Origin of the sequence: Pseudarthrobacter sp. TAF60_1 (assembly GCF_052113505.1) — a bacterium.
In the GTDB taxonomy this organism is placed as follows: Bacteria; Actinomycetota; Actinomycetes; order Actinomycetales; family Micrococcaceae; genus Arthrobacter.
Genome location: NZ_JBFRDI010000001.1, coordinates 79,413 through 98,095 on the forward strand (window position 1 = coordinate 79,413; position 18,683 = coordinate 98,095).

14 protein-coding genes and 1 tRNA gene are annotated in these 18,683 nt (G+C 62.7%); 3 read left to right on the plus strand and 12 right to left on the minus strand.

The window, feature by feature from the left end:
- Positions 1–205 precede the first annotated feature (205 nt).
- The 3 genes from AB4Y73_RS00425 to AB4Y73_RS00435 form a co-directional block, all read right to left on the minus strand.
- Positions 206–4,105: a DNA-directed RNA polymerase subunit beta' gene (locus AB4Y73_RS00425; protein ID WP_441867139.1), complete on the minus strand. Its 3,900-nt coding sequence runs from the start codon at positions 4,103–4,105 to the stop codon at positions 206–208.
- A gap of 97 nt (positions 4,106–4,202) precedes the next feature.
- Positions 4,203–7,712 carry a DNA-directed RNA polymerase subunit beta gene (rpoB, locus tag AB4Y73_RS00430; protein ID WP_441867141.1) on the minus strand — a complete coding sequence of 1,170 codons (3,510 nt, stop codon included), beginning with the start codon at positions 7,710–7,712 and terminating at the stop codon, positions 4,203–4,205.
- A gap of 296 nt (positions 7,713–8,008) precedes the next feature.
- Complete coding sequence (locus tag AB4Y73_RS00435) at positions 8,009–8,476, minus strand: hypothetical protein (RefSeq protein WP_441867144.1); 468 nt, start codon at positions 8,474–8,476, stop codon at positions 8,009–8,011.
- Between the two features lie 222 nt (positions 8,477–8,698).
- Between AB4Y73_RS00435 and AB4Y73_RS00440 the strand changes: the two genes are divergently transcribed.
- Positions 8,699–9,898 carry an acetyl-CoA C-acetyltransferase gene (locus AB4Y73_RS00440; protein WP_441867147.1) on the plus strand — a complete coding sequence of 400 codons (1,200 nt, stop codon included), beginning with the start codon at positions 8,699–8,701 and terminating at the stop codon, positions 9,896–9,898.
- A gap of 16 nt (positions 9,899–9,914) precedes the next feature.
- Positions 9,915–10,418 carry an aminoacyl-tRNA deacylase gene (locus AB4Y73_RS00445; protein ID WP_441867150.1) on the plus strand — a complete coding sequence of 168 codons (504 nt, stop codon included), beginning with the start codon at positions 9,915–9,917 and terminating at the stop codon, positions 10,416–10,418.
- 118 nt (positions 10,419–10,536) lie between these two features.
- Here the strand turns inward: AB4Y73_RS00445 and rplL are convergent, their stop codons facing one another.
- The 9 genes from rplL to AB4Y73_RS00490 form a co-directional block, all read right to left on the minus strand.
- Positions 10,537–10,914, minus strand: coding sequence for a 50S ribosomal protein L7/L12 (rplL, locus tag AB4Y73_RS00450; RefSeq protein ID WP_164205871.1), 378 nt, complete (start codon positions 10,912–10,914; stop codon positions 10,537–10,539).
- An 80-nt stretch (positions 10,915–10,994) separates the two neighbouring features.
- A complete protein-coding gene (rplJ, locus tag AB4Y73_RS00455; protein WP_441867154.1) occupies positions 10,995–11,594 on the minus strand; it encodes a 50S ribosomal protein L10 in 600 nt (199 codons plus the stop codon).
- A 294-nt stretch (positions 11,595–11,888) separates the two neighbouring features.
- Positions 11,889–13,007, minus strand: coding sequence for a GNAT family N-acetyltransferase (locus AB4Y73_RS00460; protein ID WP_441867932.1), 1,119 nt, complete (start codon positions 13,005–13,007; stop codon positions 11,889–11,891).
- A gap of 8 nt (positions 13,008–13,015) precedes the next feature.
- On the minus strand, positions 13,016–14,128 hold the full coding sequence (locus tag AB4Y73_RS00465) for a GNAT family N-acetyltransferase (RefSeq protein ID WP_441867157.1): 1,113 nt from the start codon (positions 14,126–14,128) through the stop codon (positions 13,016–13,018).
- Between the two features lie 143 nt (positions 14,129–14,271).
- Positions 14,272–14,979 carry a 50S ribosomal protein L1 gene (rplA, locus tag AB4Y73_RS00470; protein ID WP_306903109.1) on the minus strand — a complete coding sequence of 236 codons (708 nt, stop codon included), beginning with the start codon at positions 14,977–14,979 and terminating at the stop codon, positions 14,272–14,274.
- A 176-nt stretch (positions 14,980–15,155) separates the two neighbouring features.
- On the minus strand, positions 15,156–15,587 hold the full coding sequence (rplK, locus tag AB4Y73_RS00475) for a 50S ribosomal protein L11 (protein ID WP_024365990.1): 432 nt from the start codon (positions 15,585–15,587) through the stop codon (positions 15,156–15,158).
- Positions 15,588–15,717: 130 nt separating this feature from the next.
- Complete coding sequence (gene nusG / locus AB4Y73_RS00480; protein WP_441867163.1) at positions 15,718–16,581, minus strand: transcription termination/antitermination protein NusG; 864 nt, start codon at positions 16,579–16,581, stop codon at positions 15,718–15,720.
- 116 nt (positions 16,582–16,697) lie between these two features.
- Positions 16,698–16,982 carry a preprotein translocase subunit SecE gene (secE, locus tag AB4Y73_RS00485; RefSeq protein ID WP_441867166.1) on the minus strand — a complete coding sequence of 95 codons (285 nt, stop codon included), beginning with the start codon at positions 16,980–16,982 and terminating at the stop codon, positions 16,698–16,700.
- An 81-nt stretch (positions 16,983–17,063) separates the two neighbouring features.
- A tRNA-Trp gene (locus tag AB4Y73_RS00490) sits at positions 17,064–17,136 on the minus strand.
- Positions 17,137–17,407: 271 nt separating this feature from the next.
- Between AB4Y73_RS00490 and AB4Y73_RS00495 the strand changes: the two genes are divergently transcribed.
- Positions 17,408–18,625: a pyridoxal phosphate-dependent aminotransferase gene (locus AB4Y73_RS00495; protein WP_441867169.1), complete on the plus strand. Its 1,218-nt coding sequence runs from the start codon at positions 17,408–17,410 to the stop codon at positions 18,623–18,625.
- The last annotated feature ends 58 nt before the right edge of the window (positions 18,626–18,683 follow it).

The following is an 18,683-nucleotide window of genomic DNA, read 5'->3' on the forward strand; positions in this document are numbered from 1 at the left end:
CCCGCAACCCGGAAACAAGCTCACACCCAACATCATGAGAACAAAACCAAAATGATGCTGCGGCGGCCTTCATCCACTGCCACACAGAACAATTACCAAAATTCTAGCACGGCTTGATCCTGAGCCTTAATCGGGTGTATACGAAAGGCCCCGCCTCCCGCTGCCGAAATTGTGGCAGAGGGGGACGGGGCCTATTCAGGAACGGCTAGCGGAAGTCGTTGCCGAGATCGTAGTCATCCAGCGGGATGGCGTGGAACTCAGGAGCTCCGTCGCCGCCCAGGGAGTCGTACGAGAAGTCACTGAATGCGCTGGGGCCGGTGAACAGGTTGGCCTTTGCTTCTTCAGTGGGCTCGACGGTGACCTCGGTGTAGCGCGGGAGACCCGTGCCGGCCGGGATCAGCTTACCGATGATGACGTTCTCCTTGAGGCCGAGCAGCGGATCGCTCTTGCCTTCCATGGCCGCCTGCGTCAGGACGCGGGTGGTCTCCTGGAAGGAAGCTGCGGACAGCCAGGACTCGGTGGCCAGGGACGCCTTGGTGATGCCCATGAGCTCAGGACGTCCGGAAGCCGGTGCCTTGCCCTCGGACACAACGCGGCGGTTGGCCTCCTCGAAGCGGCTGCGCTCGGCGAGCTCGCCGGGCAGCAGATCAGATTCGCCGGACTCGATGACCGTGACGCGGCGCAGCATCTGGCGGACGATAACCTCGACGTGCTTGTCGTGGATACCAATGCCCTGGCTGCGGTACACGCCCTGGACCTCGTCCACCAGGAACTTCTGCGCGGCACGGGGACCCATGATGCGCAGAACCTGCTTCGGATCAACCGGGCCGTTGATGAGCTTCTGGCCTACCGTGACGTGCTCGCCATCCTCAATGAGGAGGCGTGAACGGCGCAGTACCGGGTACGCGATCTCTTCAGATCCGTCATCCGGTGTGATGACCAGGCGCATCTGGCGCTCGGACTCTTCGATGGCGATGCGGCCGGCTGCTTCAGCAATCGGTGCGACACCCTTCGGAGTACGGGCTTCGAAGAGCTCCTGGATACGGGGCAGACCCTGGGTGATGTCGTCGCCACCGCTGGCCGAAACAGCACCACCGGTGTGGAACGTACGCATGGTCAGCTGGGTACCGGGCTCACCGATGGACTGTGCAGCGATAATGCCGACGGCCTCACCGATGTCCACAGTCTTGCCGGTGGCCAGTGAACGGCCGTAGCACAGGGCGCAGGTGCCGACGCTGGACTCACAGGTGAGTACGGAGCGGACCTTGACCTCGGTGATACCGGCTGCAAACAGCTCGGCGATAACGACGTCGCCGCAGTCGGTGCCGCCGGCCGCAAGGACGTTGCCCTTGGAGTCCACAACATCAACAGCGAGCGTACGGGCGTAGGCGCTGTTCTCGACGTTCTCGTCCAGGACCAGTTCACCGTTGGCGTCCGGTACGGCAATCGGAGTGACGAGGCCGCGTTCGGTGCCGCAGTCCTCTTCACGGACGATGACGTCCTGCGAGACGTCCACCAGACGACGGGTCAGGTAACCCGAGTTGGCGGTACGCAGCGCGGTGTCGGCCAGACCCTTACGGGCACCGTGCGTGGCGATGAAGTATTCCAGCACCGACAGGCCCTCGCGGTAGGAGGACTTGATGGGGCGCGGGATGATCTCACCCTTAGGGTTGGCCACCAGGCCACGGATACCCGCGATCTGACGGACCTGCATCCAGTTACCACGTGCACCGGAGGACACCATGCGGTTGATGGTGTTCATCGGGGACAGGCTGTCACGCATCGCCTGGGCGATCTCGTTCGTTGCCTTGTTCCAGATCTCGATCAGTTCCTGGCGACGCTCGTCGTCGTCGATCAGGCCCTTGTCGTACTGGCCCTGGATCTTGGCAGCCATGGTTTCGTAGCCGGCAAGGATCTGCGGCTTGTCCTTGGGCACCTCGATGTCCGAGATGGCCACGGTAACGCCGGACCGGGTGGCCCAGTAGAAACCGGCATCCTTCAGGTTATCCAGCGTTGCCGCCGTGATGACCTTCGGGTAGCGCTCGGCGAGATCGTTGACGATCGTGGACAGTTCGCCCTTGTCCGCAACGTTCTCAACCCAGGGGTAGTCCTCGGGCAGGGTCTGGTTGAAGATGACCTGGCCCAGGGAGGTCTGGACGAGCACCGGCTGACCGGGCTCCCAGCCTTCCGGAGCTTCCCAGCCTGCGTAAGGAACAAAGCCCTCAAGACGGATCTTGACCTGCGAGTTCAGGTGCAGTTCGCGGAGGTCGTAGGCCATGATGGCTTCCGATACCGAGGAGAAGACGCGGCCTTCGCCAGCTGAACCGACACGCTTGGTGGTCAGGTGGTAGAGACCGATGATCATATCCTGCGAGGGCAGGGTGACCGGACGGCCGTCGGAGGGCTTCAGGATGTTGTTCGAGGACAGCATCAGGATGCGTGCCTCAGCCTGGGCTTCCGGGCTCAGCGGCAGGTGGACTGCCATCTGGTCGCCGTCGAAGTCAGCGTTGAAGGCGCCACAAACCAGCGGGTGGAGCTGGATTGCCTTACCTTCAACAAGCTGCGGTTCGAACGCCTGGATGCCGAGGCGGTGCAGGGTAGGTGCACGGTTGAGCAGCACCGGGTGTTCGGTGATGATCTCTTCGAGCACGTCCCAGACCTGCGGACGGTAACGCTCAACCATGCGCTTGGCCGACTTGATGTTCTGGGCGTGGTTGAGGTCAACCAGGCGCTTCATCACGAACGGCTTGAAGAGCTCCAGAGCCATCTGCTTGGGCAGTCCGCACTGGTGCAGCTTCAGCTGCGGGCCGACCACGATGACCGAACGGCCCGAGTAGTCCACGCGCTTGCCGAGGAGGTTCTGGCGGAAACGGCCCTGCTTGCCCTTGAGCATGTCGCTCAGGGACTTCAGCGGACGGTTGCCCGGTCCGGTGACCGGGCGGCCGCGGCGGCCGTTGTCGAAGAGGCTGTCAACAGCTTCCTGAAGCATGCGCTTCTCGTTGTTGACGATGATCTCCGGCGCGCCGAGGTCAAGCAGGCGCTTGAGGCGGTTGTTGCGGTTGATCACGCGACGGTAGAGGTCGTTGAGGTCGGAGGTCGCAAAGCGTCCGCCGTCCAGCTGGACCATCGGGCGCAGTTCCGGCGGGATCACCGGGACGGCGTCCAGAACCATGCCGAGCGGGCTGTTGTTGGTGGTCAGGAACGCGTTGACCACCTTCAGGCGCTTCAGGGCGCGGGTCTTGCGCTGGCCCTTGCCGTTGGCGATGATGTCGCGCAGCAGGTCGGACTCGGCCTGCATGTCGAAGTTCTCAAGACGCTTCTTGATGGCTTCGGCACCCATGGAGCCTTCGAAGTACATGCCGTAGCGGTCGCGCAGTTCGCGGTAGAGGCCTTCGTCGCCTTCGAGGTCAGCGACCTTCAGGTTCTTGAAGCGGTCCCAGACCTGCTCGAGGCGCTCGATCTCGGCGTCGGCACGCTTACGCACGTTCGCCATCTGGCGGTCGGCGGAGTCGCGGGCCTTCTTCTTGTCGGCAGCCTTGGCGCCTTCACCTTCGAGGCGCGCGATCTCGTTTTCGAGGTCGCGGGCGATCGTGGCGATGTCGGAGTCGCGGTTGTCGATCAGCTGCTTCTTCTCGATGTCGTGCTCAACCTGCAGGTTGGGCAGTTCCTCGTGACGGGCATCAGCGTCAACGCTGGTGATCATGTAGGCGGCGAAGTAGATGACCTTTTCGAGGTCCTTCGGTGCCAGGTCAAGGAGGTAGCCCAGACGGGACGGAACACCCTTGAAGTACCAGATGTGCGTGACCGGGGCGGCCAGCTCGATGTGGCCCATGCGCTCACGGCGGACCTTCGCACGGGTGACTTCAACGCCACACCGTTCGCAGATGATGCCCTTGAAGCGCACGCGCTTGTACTTACCGCAGTAGCATTCCCAGTCGCGGGACGGGCCGAAGATCTTCTCGCAGAAGAGGCCGTCCTTCTCGGGCTTGAGCGTGCGGTAGTTGATGGTTTCCGGCTTCTTAACCTCGCCGTAAGACCAGCCACGGATGTCATCCGCGGTGGCGAGGCCGATCTGCATGAGGCCGAAGGAGGATTCGCTGGACATATGGTCCCTGTTCTCTCTTGTTCTCTAAATTCTGAAGTCTTGGGTGCGGGAGGAGGGAGAGGCCCGACGGCGGCAATCGCCGCCGTCGGACGCTCTGCTAGACCTCTTCTACGGAACTGGGCTCTGCACGAGACAGATCAATGCCCAGTTCTTCCGCAGCCGTGAAGACTGCGTCATCAGAGTCACGCATTTCAATTGTGGTTCCGTCCGTGGAGAGTACTTCCACGTTCAGGCACAGCGACTGCATTTCCTTGATCAAGACCTTGAAGGACTCAGGAACGCCCGGTTCGGGGATGTTCTCGCCCTTGACGATGGCTTCGTAGACCTTCACACGACCGTGGATATCATCCGACTTGATGGTGAGGAGTTCCTGGAGCGTGTACGCGGCGCCGTAAGCTTCGAGCGCCCACACTTCCATTTCACCGAAGCGCTGGCCACCGAACTGTGCCTTACCACCCAGCGGCTGCTGCGTGATCATGGAGTACGGGCCGGTGGAGCGGGCGTGGATCTTGTCGTCCACCAGGTGGTGGAGCTTCAGGATGTACATGTAGCCCACGGAGATCGGATCCGGGAACGGCTCGCCGGAGCGGCCGTCGAACAGGCGGGTCTTGCCTGAGGAGTTGATCAGGCGGTCGCCGTCGCGGGTCACGTTGGTGGAGTCCAGCAGGCCCGTGATTTCTTCTTCACGGGCGCCATCGAACACCGGCGTTGCAACAGTGGTGGGACCACTCTCGCGCGGCAGGTTCGGCAGCTGCTTGACCCATTCGGGCTCGCCTTCGATCTTCCAACCGGTCTTGGCAACCCAGCCGAGGTGCGTTTCGAGCACCTGGCCGACGTTCATACGGCCCGGAACACCCAACGGGTTCAGGACAATATCAACGGGGGTACCGTCTGCAAGGAAGGGCATGTCCTCGATCGGGAGGATCTTGGAGATAACACCCTTGTTGCCGTGACGGCCGGCGAGCTTGTCGCCGTCGGTGATTTTGCGCTTGGCGGCCACGTAAACGCGGACCAGCTGGTTGACGCCCGGGGGCAGTTCGTCGTCGTTGTCGCGGTCGAAGACGCGGACACCGATGACGGTGCCGGACTCGCCGTGCGGAACCTTCAGGGAGGTGTCGCGCACTTCGCGGGACTTTTCACCGAAGATGGCGCGCAGCAGGCGCTCTTCCGGGGTCAGCTCGGTTTCACCCTTCGGGGTGACCTTTCCGACCAGGATGTCGCCGGCTTCAACTTCGGCACCGATGTGGATGATGCCGCGCTCGTCAAGGCCGCCCAGGACTTCCTCGGACACGTTGGGGATGTCACGGGTGATTTCCTCGGCACCAAGCTTGGTGTCGCGGGCATCGATCTCGTGCTCCTCGATGTGGATGGAGGAAAGAACGTCCTCAGCAACAATGCGCTGCGAGAGGATGATGGCGTCCTCGAAGTTGTGGCCTTCCCATGACATGAATGCCACGAGCAGGTTCTTACCGAGGGCGAGCTCGCCCTGGTCCGTTGCCGGGCCGTCGGCGATGATGCCGCCGACCTCGAGGCGCTGACCTTCGTTCACCAGGACGCGGTTGTTGTAGCAGTTGCCCTGGTTGGAACGCGCGAACTTGTTGATGCGGTAGTTGGTTTCCGTACCGTCGTCGTTGAGCATGATGACCAGCTCAGCGGAGACTTCGGTAACCACACCTGCCTTCTTCGCGATGGTGACATCACCGGCGTCGACAGCGGCTGCACGCTCCATGCCGGTACCCACGAACGGGGCCTCGGAACGGACCAGCGGCACGGCCTGGCGCTGCATGTTGGCACCCATGAGTGCACGGTTAGCATCGTCATGCTCGAGGAACGGGATCAGGGCCGTAGCCACGGACACCATCTGGCGCGGGGAAACGTCCATGAACTCGACGTCGGCGGCGGGAACCAGCACGGGCTCGCCTCCACCACCACGGGCACGGACCAGGACGGTCTCTTCGGCGAACTTCTTGTTCTCATCCAGCGGAGCGTTGGCCTGTGCGATCAGGACCTCTGCTTCGTCGTCGGCCGTCAGGTACTGGACCTCATCAGAGACAACGCCCTCGGACACAAGACGGTAAGGAGTTTCGATGAAACCGAACGGGTTGATGCGGCCGTACGATGCCAGCGAACCGATCAGACCAATGTTCGGGCCTTCAGGAGTTTCGATGGGGCACATACGTCCGTAGTGGGACGGGTGAACGTCTCGAACTTCCATGCCTGCGCGGTCACGGGACAGACCACCCGGGCCAAGCGCGGACAGACGGCGCTTGTGGGTCAGACCCGAAAGCGGGTTGTTCTGGTCCATGAACTGCGACAGCTGGGACGTTCCGAAGAACTCCTTGATGGCTGCGACAACCGGGCGGATGTTGATCAGGGTCTGCGGCGTGATGGCCTCGACGTCCTGGGTGGTCATACGCTCGCGGACAACGCGCTCCATGCGGGACAGGCCGGTGCGGACCTGGTTTTCGATGAGCTCGCCGACGGCGCGGATGCGGCGGTTGCCGAAGTGGTCGATGTCATCGATCTCGACGCGCAGTTCATGGTCCTGGCCGTCGCGCTTGCCCGTGAGGGTCTTCTCGCCGGCGTGCAGGGCAACCAGGAACTTGATCATGGCCACGATGTCTTCAACGTGCAGGACCGAAGCTTCCTTGTCGCCAAGGGAGCGGTCGATACCAAGCTTGCGGTTGATCTTGTAACGGCCAACCTTGGCCAGATCGTAGCGCTTGGAGTTGAAGTACAGGTTGTCCAGCAGGGACTGGGCAGCCTCGACTGTGGGCGGCTCGCCCGGTCGCAGCTTCCGGTAGATGTCCAGCAACGCGTCTTCGCGGGTTTCGGTGGCGTCCTTCTCCAGCGTTGCACGCATGGAGTCGTACTGGCCGAACTCTTCGAGGATCTGGCCTTCGGTCCAGCCCAGGGCCTTCAGCAGAACGGTGACCGACTGCTTGCGCTTGCGGTCGAGGCGGACGCCGACCTGATCGCGCTTGTCGATTTCGAGTTCAAACCAGGCACCGCGGGACGGGATGATCTTCGCAGTGAAGATGTCCTTGTCACTGGTCTTGTCAGCGGTGCGCTCAAAGTAGGCGCCCGGTGAACGGACCAGCTGGGAGACGACGACACGCTCGGTGCCGTTGACGACGAAGGTGCCCTTCTCTGTCATCAGCGGGAAGTCGCCCATGAACACGGTCTGCTGCTTGATTTCGCCCGTGTTGTTGTTCATGAACTCGGCCTTGACGTACAGCGGAGCCGAGTAAGTTGCGTCCCGGTCCTTGCACTCGGCCATGGTGTACTTGGGATCAGCGAACTCCGGATCGGAGAAGCTCAGGGACATGGTGCCCTGGAAGTCCTCGATCGGGGAGATTTCTTCGAAGATGTCCGACAGTCCGGACGTGGTGGCGACGCTGAGGTCGTTTTCTTCGACGGCTTTCGCTACGCGCGCCTGCCAGCGTTCGTTTCCGACCAGCCAGTCAAAGCTGTCCGTCTGCAGGGCAAGCAGATTCGGAACGTCAAGCGGTTCGTGAATCTTTGCGAATGAGAGCCGGCGAGTGGCACCATCAGTGCTGTCGGCGGTGTTAGCGGTTTGGTTATTAGAGGTGCTCGAGGCGACCAAGAGGGATCCTTCCACAGACCTTCAGGCGTTTTCAGATCTCCCCCGCTGTGCACCCTGCGAAATGACTCCGCAGTGCTACCATCCGGTTCCGCTATATGACCCGGGGCCGGGGCCGACCATACAATGACGTTGTTGACGGCACGTTGATGGTCAGCTGCCAGGCAAAGCCCACCGCTATATGAAGGCTGAAGGTAAACAGGGAAGACGCAAATATCTACGATACGGCAAAACCCATTACGTGTCTACCCCACAACCGCACGTTTTGCAAGCACCGTTTTTTCGGTGCAGATACGGCCTCAGAGCGTGAGCGTCACGCCCTGGGCCGTGCAGGCTCCAGCATTCGCAAAGACCGCGTCACGCACAGCATCCTTCGTGACCTGGTCCGGTTGGCCGCCCTTCTCGACGACGGCGGAGTGGCTGATGGTCAGGGCGCTCAGCGACGAAAACAGTCCCCTCAGGTTCCCCGTGTAGGAATCCTTGGCTTTCCAGGCCTTCGAGTAAATCTCTTCGTAGGCGTTGGACGTGGGCGCGCTGACCCTGTACTCGGCGAAGAGGGAATTAAACAGCTCGCACGCTTCCTTGACCTGTCCGGCCTGGGGAGCGGCTGTGCCCGTGGAGCGCGACGGCGACGCCTGGGAAGGCGCGGCGCTGGTCGTTATCGGAGCAGTCGTCGAAGAAGCGCCTCCCGGAGCTGGCGTGGTAACGCTGCAGGCCGTGAGTCCGGCAAGGCAGACCACGGCCGCCGCGGCGAGGATGTTCTTCAAGATTCTGCTCCCTGTTTCTTCATTTGCCTGAAGCTGTGCGTTCGCCGTCCACCCTACGCACCGCGGCGCGGCGGTGCACATCACAGAGATGGGTAGTTCTCCCCTATCCCGGTGACGGACGCCCAAGGGCGGAATCCCGGACGCCGCTTCAGCGTTTGAATTAATGTGTGAGGAGGCTCACGATAGCCTTGGCCTACACGTTACAGAGCGGAAGAGATCACAATGGGCAACTCCATGAACAACACTGACGTTGTCATCCTGGCAGCAGCGCGGACCCCGCAAGGCCGCCTCAACGGACAACTGGCGAGCTTCACCGCCGTCGAACTCGGCGCGCACGCCATCAAGGCCGCGCTCACCGCGAGTGGCGTGGACGCCGGCAAGGTGGACGCGGTCATCATGGGCCAAGTGCTGCAGGCCGGTGCCGGGCAGAACCCCGCGCGGCAGAGCGCCATCGGCGCCGGCATCGGCTGGAACGTCCCCTCCGTGACCATCAACAAGGTGTGCCTGTCCGGCCTGACCGCCGTGATAGACGCCGCCCGCCTGATCCGCAGCGGGGACGCCACGGTGGTGGTGGCCGGCGGACAGGAGTCCATGACCCGCGCACCCCACCTGCTCCCCGGTTCCCGCCAGGGCTGGACCTACGGCGCCATCCAAGCCTTGGACGTCGCCGCCCACGATGGCCTCACTGATGCGTTCGACGGCCAGTCCATGGGCCTTTCCACCGAGACCAAGAATCTGACCCTCGGCATCGACCGGACGTCGCAGGACAACGTGGCGGCCCAATCGCACCAGCGCGCCGCCCTTGCCGCGAAAGACGGAATTTTCGACGACGAAATTGCGCCTATCAGCGTCAAGCAGCGCAAGGGTGATCCCTTGGTTGTCGCCACCGACGAAGGCGTCCGGCCGAACACGTCCATCGAGACTCTCGCCGGCCTCCGGGCTGCGTTCGTCACGGACGGGACCATCACCGCCGGAAACTCCTCTCCCCTGTCCGACGGCGCCGCCGCACTGGTGCTTGCAACACGTCAGTTCGCTGAGGAAAACGGGCTGGAATACCTGGCTGTGGTGGGCAAGCCCGGCCAGGTGGCGGGTCCGGACAACTCCCTGCATTCCCAGCCGTCAAACGCGATCATGAACGCCCTGGAGCGCGCGGGCTGGAGCACCAAGGACCTGGATTTCATCGAAATCAACGAAGCATTCGGTTCGGTTGCGGTGCAGTCGTTGAAGGACCTGGACTACCCGCTGGAGCAGTGCAACATCCACGGTGGCGCCATCGCCCTGGGCCACCCCCTCGGGGCGTCCGGTGCGAGGCTTGCCCTGCACGCAGCCCACGAACTCAAGCGGCGGGGCCGCGGCAAAGCCGCCGTCTCCCTGTGCGGCGGCGGCGGCCAGGGTGAAGCCCTCTTGCTGTACCGGGACTGATGGTGGGGAAAGACTGATGGTGGGGGAACCCGAAAACGGAAGCGCCGCCGTCGGACGTCAGCGCTTCCTTGCTGATGCCACAGCGCGCGGTTTGGACGTCAAGATCGTGGAGCGGCTTGCCGCGCGCAGCCTGGCGGAGGCGGCCGGGATCCTGGGCATCACTCCGGCGGACATCGTGGAGTCGCTGGTGGTCAAGCACAAGGACGGCACGTTCCTGTTTGCCCTGATTCCGGGTGACCGGCAGATCTCTTGGCCGAAACTGCGTGCGCTGGTGGGCGTGAATAAGCTGTCGCTACCGCCGGCGGACGTGGCCCTGGACGCGACGGGGTACGAGCGCGGCACTATCACCCCGCTCGGCAGCACCACGGCGTGGCCTGTCTACGCGGATGCCACGATCACGGGCCGGCGGATCTCCATGGGCGCCGGCGAGCACGGCTACAGCGCCTTTGTTGAAGCGGACGAGCTCACCACGGCCCTCGGCGCCGTCGTGGCTGACATTTCCGAACCAAACCCCATGTAAGTAGCAGCACATGTCGTTCTGAGCCCTCAAAACGACATCTACTGCTACGTAGTTGGGCCCAGATGCAGGAAAACCCCGCCCACCGAAGTGGACGGGGTTTTCCGTGAAGCAGCGTGAGTTACTTGAGGGTAACGGTAGCGCCGGCAGCCTCGAGCTGCTCCTTTGCCTTCTCGGCAGCTTCCTTGGTGACGCCTTCGAGAACAGCCTTCGGAGCGCTGTCAACAACGTCCTTAGCTTCCTTGAGACCGAGGGAAGTGATGGCGCGAACTTCCTTGATCACTGCGATCTTCTTTTCGCCAGCAGATTCGAGAACGACGTCGAATTCGGTCTTCTCTTCTGCTTCTTCAGCAGCGCCGCCACCGGCGGGGCCGGCAACAGCAACAGCAGCTGCAGTTACTTCGAAGGTCTCTTCGAAGAGCTTGACGAACTCGGAGAGCTCGATGATGGTCAGTTCCTTGAAAGCTTCAATGAGCTCTTCGTTGGTGAGCTTCGCCATGGTGTGGCGTCCTTCCTATAGGTGGTGCTTGGCGGCCTGGGCCGTTGCCTTCGCACCGGAGTCTGGTGGGTAAAGAGAAACTAGTTCTCTTCGGCAGCGGGTGCTTCGGCGGGAGCCTCTGCAGCTGCTTCGGGGGCCTCTTCAGCTGCAGGAGCTTCGTCAGCGGCGGGAGCCTCGGCAGCTGCCGGTGCACCGTTCTCTTCTTCAAGCTTGAGGCGCAGTGCGTCAATGATGCGTGCAGCGGCGGCAGCAGGAGCCTTGAGGATGCCTGCAACCTTGGCGAGCTGCAGCTCGCGGGACTCGAGTGCTGCCAGGGCAGCAACTTCGCTGGCGTTCAATGCCTTGCCCTCGAAGTAACCGGTCTTGATGACCAGCTGCTTGTTGGCCTTGGCAAAATCCGTCAGGCTCTTGGCAGCGGCAACTGCGTCACCCTTGATGAACGCGATTGCAGTGGGGCCGGAGAGCTGGTCGTTGAATGCTTCAACGCCGGCTTCCTTGGCTGCAATGGCGGTCAGGGTGTTCTTGACGACCGAGAACTTGGTGTCCTGGCCGAGAGAAACACGCAGCTGCTTGAGCTGTGCAACGGTGAGCCCACGGTATTCGGTCAGGACAGCGGCGTTCGATTCCTTGAAATCGTTAGTGATCTCAGCTACTGCTGAAACCTTTGTAGGCGTTGCCATAACCCTCCTTCCGGGGATAGTGCCGGTATGCGACGGTCCCCGCTCAGATGAGCTAAAACTAAAAACGCCCCGCGCAGATGCACGGGGCTTGGCTCAACATGGCTATTGCCTTGGAGCGTTTGCTTCGTTCACCTGCGCCGGCCGCCCTATGTCAGGGTCCTTCGTCCAGAAACCCATTTGGCCTCCCGCGCACAACTGCAGAGTTGAGCTGCGTTCAGGAGAATGGATTTCCAACAACCGACGGTCTTTGGTAGTCCAAGCTTACGGGACGCGCCGCGGTCCACCAAATCGGCTTCAGCTGACGCTTGACTTCAGGCTTGGTAGCTCCTTCTGCCAGATGCCGGTCACGCCGGCCGTAGTGAAACCGAGCTGCTGGTTGACCGTCAGCAGGTAGCGGTTCTCCGGCGCGTTCCAGGTGTAGATGACACGGGCGTCGGGGAACTGCTCAGTGAGCCGCTCCATGTTGGCCACCTTGATGAGCAGGCCGAGCTTGTTTCCGCGGTGCGCCTGCAGCACCAGCGTGTCGTCCTGGAACACCACGTCCGGCCGGTGGGCCAGGACGCTGATCGTCGTGAGGCCCACGAGGGACCCGCTGGTGAGATGCTCGACGGCGGTCACCACCGTGCGCCGTCCCTGCGCGATGGTGACCTCTTCCGCTTCCCGGAGGATCCCGCCGTCGAACACCATGCCCTGTTCAATGGGCGACTCCAGGGCAGGGTCGACGACGGCGCCCGCCTGGTTCTCGAGCACGGCCACCGCTTCGAGCCACTCATCCGGGCAGCGATCCGTCCAGTGGTGGAGCCGGTAGCGGCCGTTGTTGGCTTCCTCTGCTTCGGCCTGCAGGTCCGCCACGAGCTTGGTGTCCAGCGGAAGTGCGCAGGAACTGAACTGCTCGATGTGCTGGAGGGTGTACCCGGTTTTGCGGGCAAACTCCACTTCGCGGCTTTCCAGCGGCACAAACCCCTGCCCCGAACCCGGGACCAGTTGCGCCTCCTCAAACTCGTGCAGCGACGCCCCCGGATGGTTGGTGTCCACCAGGATCAGCGTGCGGCCCTCACTGCGGGCAAGGTGTTCGGCGGCCTGGAGAAGCTTGCGGCCCACCCCCTGCCGCTGGAATTCGGGAAGAATATCCAGCGTAAATTCCGCCAGATCGAGGTTGTCCGTCAGCGGCAGTGCGATGTCCACGGCGCCCACGATGTCGCCGTCGACCTTGGCTACGAGAATGACCTGGCGCTCGTAGGGGTCGGCCAGCTCAAGCAGTTTTTCCAGAGGCGTGTACGCGAGGTCATCACTCCCCCAGGTCTGCATCCTGACTTTGCGGCCCACCTCCACTGCTGCCAGGAAATCCTCAGCGTCGGGCGCGTCAAGGGTGTCCGGGACCCACAGCTGCTCGATCCGCACGTCTTTAGCCATAAAGGGCATCATCCCAGCCGTTTCTGCCATTCACCCTCATAACCAGCAAGCTTGAATCCAAGCGATATATTGATCGCCAGCATATGCCGGTTTTCCACAGCGTTCCATGTCAGCACCGACCGCGCCGCGGGCCACCGCTCCTGGGCAGCCCGCAGGTTCGCAGCCTTGGTCAGCAGCCCCAGTTTCTTCCCGCGATGCTCCGCGGTCACCAGGGTGTCCTGCTGGATGATGCACGCGGGAACGCCGGGGCGCCAGGTCAGGACCGTGTATGCCACGAGCTGGCCGGTGCGCTCCTGCAGGGCCGCTGCGACCTGCACCTGCACCCCGCCGCGGCTGTTTGCCCGCTCCTCGTGCCGTACCCGGGCAGCGTCCCAATCCTCCGCTTCCCAGTCCAATCCTGCGGTGGGCACGTCGGTGCTCATCCGGTTCCTGAGGATCGCGTACTCGGTCACGAGCCGCTCCGGGCACTTGTCAGCCCAGGCCACCAGGGCGTAGCCGTCTGCCCGCAAGAGCGCCTTGCTTTCCAGTTCCTGAAGGTGGTCAGCCGGGACCGGAAGCGTCAAGCGGCTGGCCCGTTCCACCTGCTCCAGTTCATAGCCGGCGGCAGCGGCAAAAGCCACGCTGGCATCATCGGCGGGAAGTCCCCCGGCCCCCGATTTGGCGGGAACAAGTCGAACGGCCCCCTCCAGCTTTTCGGCGGGCAACTCACAATAGCCGTCCAGCGAGGACCTGCCATGCGCCATGGCGACGGCTTCCGCGTGCTCCAACAGCCGGCGTCCCCAGCCCTGCCGCCGGTGAGCGGCCGACACCAGGACGTTGATACCCGCCGTGGAGGTGTTTTCGCGTACTGGCAGCGTCACCGAGCACGTGCCCACGGTGTCCGCGCCCCGCCGCGCTATGAAAAGGTGCCGCTCCTCGTATTCGCTTCCCCGCCAGTACTCCATGTTTTCGGGGAGAGTGGGGCAGCGGTCCAGGTTGCCCCACTTTTCCAGTTCGTGCGCTTCGAGCAGCGCGTGGCATTCCCGGAACTCCGCGGCACTGTCCGGACGTCCATCGGCGACGTAAGTGCCGGCGTCGGGCGTTGGCGGGATGTTTACCGGGGTGATGGCCAGCGCGGACATTACCCCAGCCTAGCCATTCCCGCTGTTCAGTCGAGTGGCCACAGGCACAAGGACCGCCCGGGCTTAGAGCACAAGGACCGCCCGGCATTTCGCCGGGCGGTCCTTGGTGTGCCGGACAGGTCCGGCGGAGTCGCTGTTGAGGATTAGACCTCGGTCAGGACCTTCGTGACGTTCGGGTCAACGGAGATGCCGGGACCGAACGTGGTGGCCACGGTGGCCTTCTGGATGTAGCGGCCCTTGGAAGCGGACGGCTTCAGGCGAAGGACCTCTTCCAGTGCTGCTGCGTAGTTCTCGGCCAGCTTGATGGCGTCGAAGGAAACCTTGCCGATGATGAAGTGCAGGTTCGAGTGCTTGTCGACGCGGAAGTCGATCTTGCCGCCCTTGATGTCGTTGACAGCCTTGGCGACGTCAGCGGTAACGGTGCCGGTCTTCGGGTTCGGCATCAGGTTACGCGGACCCAGGACCTTACCGAGGCGGCCAACCTTGCCCATGAGGTCAGGGGTGGCAACGGCTGCGTCGAAGTCGGTCCAGCCGCCCTGGATCTTTTCGATCAGGTCATCGGAACCAACGAAGTCGGCGCCGGCAGCGATTGCTGCTTCAGCCTTGTCGCCCGTTGCGAAAACCAGGACGCGGGAGACCTTGCCGGTGCCGTGGGGCAGGTTGACCGTGCCGCGGACCATCTGGTCAGCCTTGCGAGGGTCAACGCCCAGGCGGAAGGCAACCTCAACGGTGGCGTCGAACTTGGACGGGTTGGTGTCCTTGGCGAGCGTTACTGCCTCGAACGGCGCGTAGAACTTTTCCGCGTCGATCTTGGCGGCTGCTGCCTCATATGCTTTGCTGCGCTTTGCCATGCTGCTTATTTCTCCTTGTGCAGTTGTGGTCTGCGGACCGCGCTGGGCCCTGCCACAGTTGGTGAGCGGGCTCGAAATCCGTGCCCGGTTCCCAACATTTCAATTTCGGTGGTGCCGGTTCCCCGGCGGTGCCGCCCGTCGTCGTCAATTGCCCGAGTGTGGGTGGCGGAAGCTGACTAGCCTTCTACGGTGATACCCATGGAGCGGGCGGTGCCGGCGATGATCTTCGCTGCGCCTTCGAGGCTCGTGGCGTTGAGGTCTTCCATCTTGGTGGTGGCGATCTCGTTGACCTGGGCCTGGGTCAGCTTTGCAACCTTGACGGTGTGCGGGGTGGGTGAACCCTTGGCAACGCCTGCAGCCTTCTTGATGAGCTCTGCAGCCGGCGGGGTCTTGGTGATGAACGTGAAGGAACGGTCTTCGTAGACCGTGATTTCCACGGGGATGACGTTTCCGCGCTGGGCTTCTGTGGCAGCGTTGTACGCCTTGCAGAATTCCATGATGTTGACACCGTGCTGGCCAAGCGCAGGACCGATCGGCGGAGCCGGGTTAGCGGCGCCTGCCTGGATCTGCAGCTTGATGAGGCCGGTGACCTTCTTCTTGGGAGCCAATGTAAGGTCCTTCTCTCAATATCTTCCTGGGACACAGGAGCGTGCCTCAGGTTGTTGGCCGCCATGGCGAGGCGGCCGGCCGTTCCGGGGCTGCTAAGCGGGCAGTCCGGAACGAAATCTGTGGGGGTTGCTAGATCTTGCTGACCTGGTTGAACGCCAGGGTGACAGGGGTCTCACGTTCGAAGATGGACACGAGGACCACGAGAGTCTGGGATTCGACCTTGATCTCGGAGATCGTGGCGGGGAGGGTCTCGAACGGGCCTTCCTTGACGATGACCGACTCGCCGACCTCGAAGTCGACATCAACGGGGGCCTGCGACTGCTTATTGACGGGCTTGCCCTTTTCGGCCTGTTCTTCTTCGAAGACCGGCGCGAGCATGGAGAATACTTCGTCGAGGCGCAGCGGAACCGGGTTGTGGGCGTTGCCCACGAAGCCGGTGACGCCGGGAGTGTGGCGGACGGCGCCCCAGGAGGCATCCGTCAGGTCCATGCGGACCAGGACGTAGCCGGGGATCCGGACGCGGTTGATGACCTTGCGCTGTGCGTTCTTGATTTCCACGACTTCTTCCATGGGAACCTGGATTTCGAAGATGTAATCTTCCATGTCCAGGGTCTGGATGCGGGTCTCAAGGTTGGCCTTGACGCGGTTTTCGTAACCGGCGTAGGAGTGGATGACGTACCAGTCACCCTCCTGGCGGCGCAGCTTGGCTTTGAATTCGTCGGCGGGATCGACGTCGGCCTTGGCGGCTGCAGCTGCCAGGGCGTCTGCCTCGGCGTCCTCGCCTTCTTCGGCGTCGCCTTCTGAATCGGAATCCTCGTCAGCGGCATCTTCCGCAACTACCGTATCGGCGTCGGAATCGTCGTCAGCGTCGGCAGATTCGGGCGCAGCGGACTCAACCTCGGACTCTTCACTGGCTTCGACCGTGGGGGCCGCCGTGTTGTCCGTGGACTCTTCCAGCTCAGTCTCGGTTACCTCGAGCTCCTGCTCAGACACTTGGTCTCCTGCTTCCTCATTGCCTAACATGCCTATTTAAATGGCTCAATTCCGCACACCCCGTGGATTCTTACCGGTTACCCGGTCGGTGCCACGTGGCCTGCGGTTGGTGCGCCTTAGCGGTCCCCGGGAGCGATCCCGCCAAAGACCCAGCTGACCGCAGTTCCAAAACCGAGATCGAGCAGGCTGACGATGACCATCATGATGGCCACGAACACCAGCACCACGAGCGTGTAATTGATCAGTTCCTTGCGGGTTGGTGCAACAACCTTCTTCAGCTCGCCGATGACCTGGCGGACGAAGAGTGCAATACGAGCGAAGAAGTTTGCCTTGGCGTCCTTCTTAGCTGGGCGGCCCTTGGAGCTGCTGGCAGCTGTTTCGGTCACCTGGTCCTCGCTCATCTTTGCAATGTTGGATTACCCGGTCCAGATCAGAACCATGGTTACTGCGCGTGCTCCGCCTTTACGCCGGAACAGCTTGCGCAGGGCAGACAGGACTCGAACCTGCAACCTGCGGTTTTGGAGACCGCTGCGCTACCAATTGCGCCACTACCCTTTGGGAGGAAAACGAGATCCTGCCGCGACTGCCAGTTTTCACTGGGGCGCACGCCATCATCCGTGTTTCAACACCGGAGAACAAGTCTACGCAAGAACTTCGCTTACGTCGAACCAGCCTCGTTCCGGACATCCGTGCCGCCCTCGTGGGTGCCCCTGGCCTGCAGTCACATCCACGCCGACAATCCGAACGATCCGGTGAACAGCATAGAGTAGATCTCGTCGAATTCCACCATTCAGCCTTCGGGCTGCAAGCGAAGAACGGACCCGCCATGTCTTCCGCCCGCGTTTCCAAGCGCATATCCGCCATTGCCGAATCCGCAACCCTGGCTGTTGACGCCAAGGCCAAGGCGCTGAAGGCAGCCGGCCGGCCGGTCATTGGCTTCGGTGCGGGCGAACCGGACTTCCCCACCCCGGACTACATCGTGAAGGCCTCCATTGAGGCAGCCAGCCAGCCCAAGTACCACCGCTACTCACCCGCCGCCGGCCTGCCCGAGCTGAAGAAGGCCATTGCGGAAAAGACCCTGCGCGATTCGGGCTACACCGTTGACCCGTCCCAGGTACTGGTGACCAACGGCGGCAAGCAGGCCGTGTACAACACCTTCGCCACGTTGGTGGATCCGGGTGATGAAGTGATTGTGCCCACCCCGTTCTGGACCACGTACCCGGAGGCCATCCGGCTCGCCGGCGGCGTTCCCGTAGAGGTCTTCGCCGGCCCCGAGCAGGACTACCTTGTCACCGTTGAGCAGCTGGAGACGGCACTCACGGAGAAGTCCAAAATCCTGCTCTTTGTTTCGCCGTCCAACCCCACCGGCGCGGTGTACTCCCCCGAGCAGGTCGCCGAAATCGGCAAATGGGCCGCGTCCAAGGGCCTCTGGGTGGTCACCGACGAGATCTACGAGCACCTGACCTACGACGGCGTCCCGTTCACGTCCATCGCCACCGCAGCCCCGGAACTCGGCGACAGAGTGGTCATCCTCAACGGCGTGGCCAAGACCTATGCGATGACCGGCTGGCGGGTCGGCTGGATGATCGGGCCGGCCGACGTCATCAAGGCCGCCACCAACCTGCAGTCCCACGCAACCTCGAACGTCTCCAACATCATGCAGATCGCCGCCCTGGCCGCCGTTTCCGGGCCGCTGACCGCCGTCGACGAGATGAAGGTGGCCTTTGACCGCCGCCGCAAGGCAATCGTCGCCGGCCTGAACGCCATCGACGGGGTGGAATGCCCGACGCCGAAGGGCGCCTTCTACGTGTATGCGGACGTCCGCGGGCTGCTCGGGAAGGAATTCCCGACGGCGGCAGGCACCGCGACGCCGTCGACCTCCGCCGAGCTTGCTGCTTTGATCCTCGACGAGGTCGAGGTAGCTGTGGTTCCGGGTGAGGCGTTTGGCCCCTCCGGGTTCCTCCGGCTCTCCTACGCCCTGGGCGACGATGACCTGGCCACCGGCGTCGCCCGGCTCCAGGACTTCCTCGGCAAAGCCAAGTAGAACGCTCTCTCACTTAACGCAGGTAAAACGCAATCGCTCTCTCACTTTCTTTACGAAA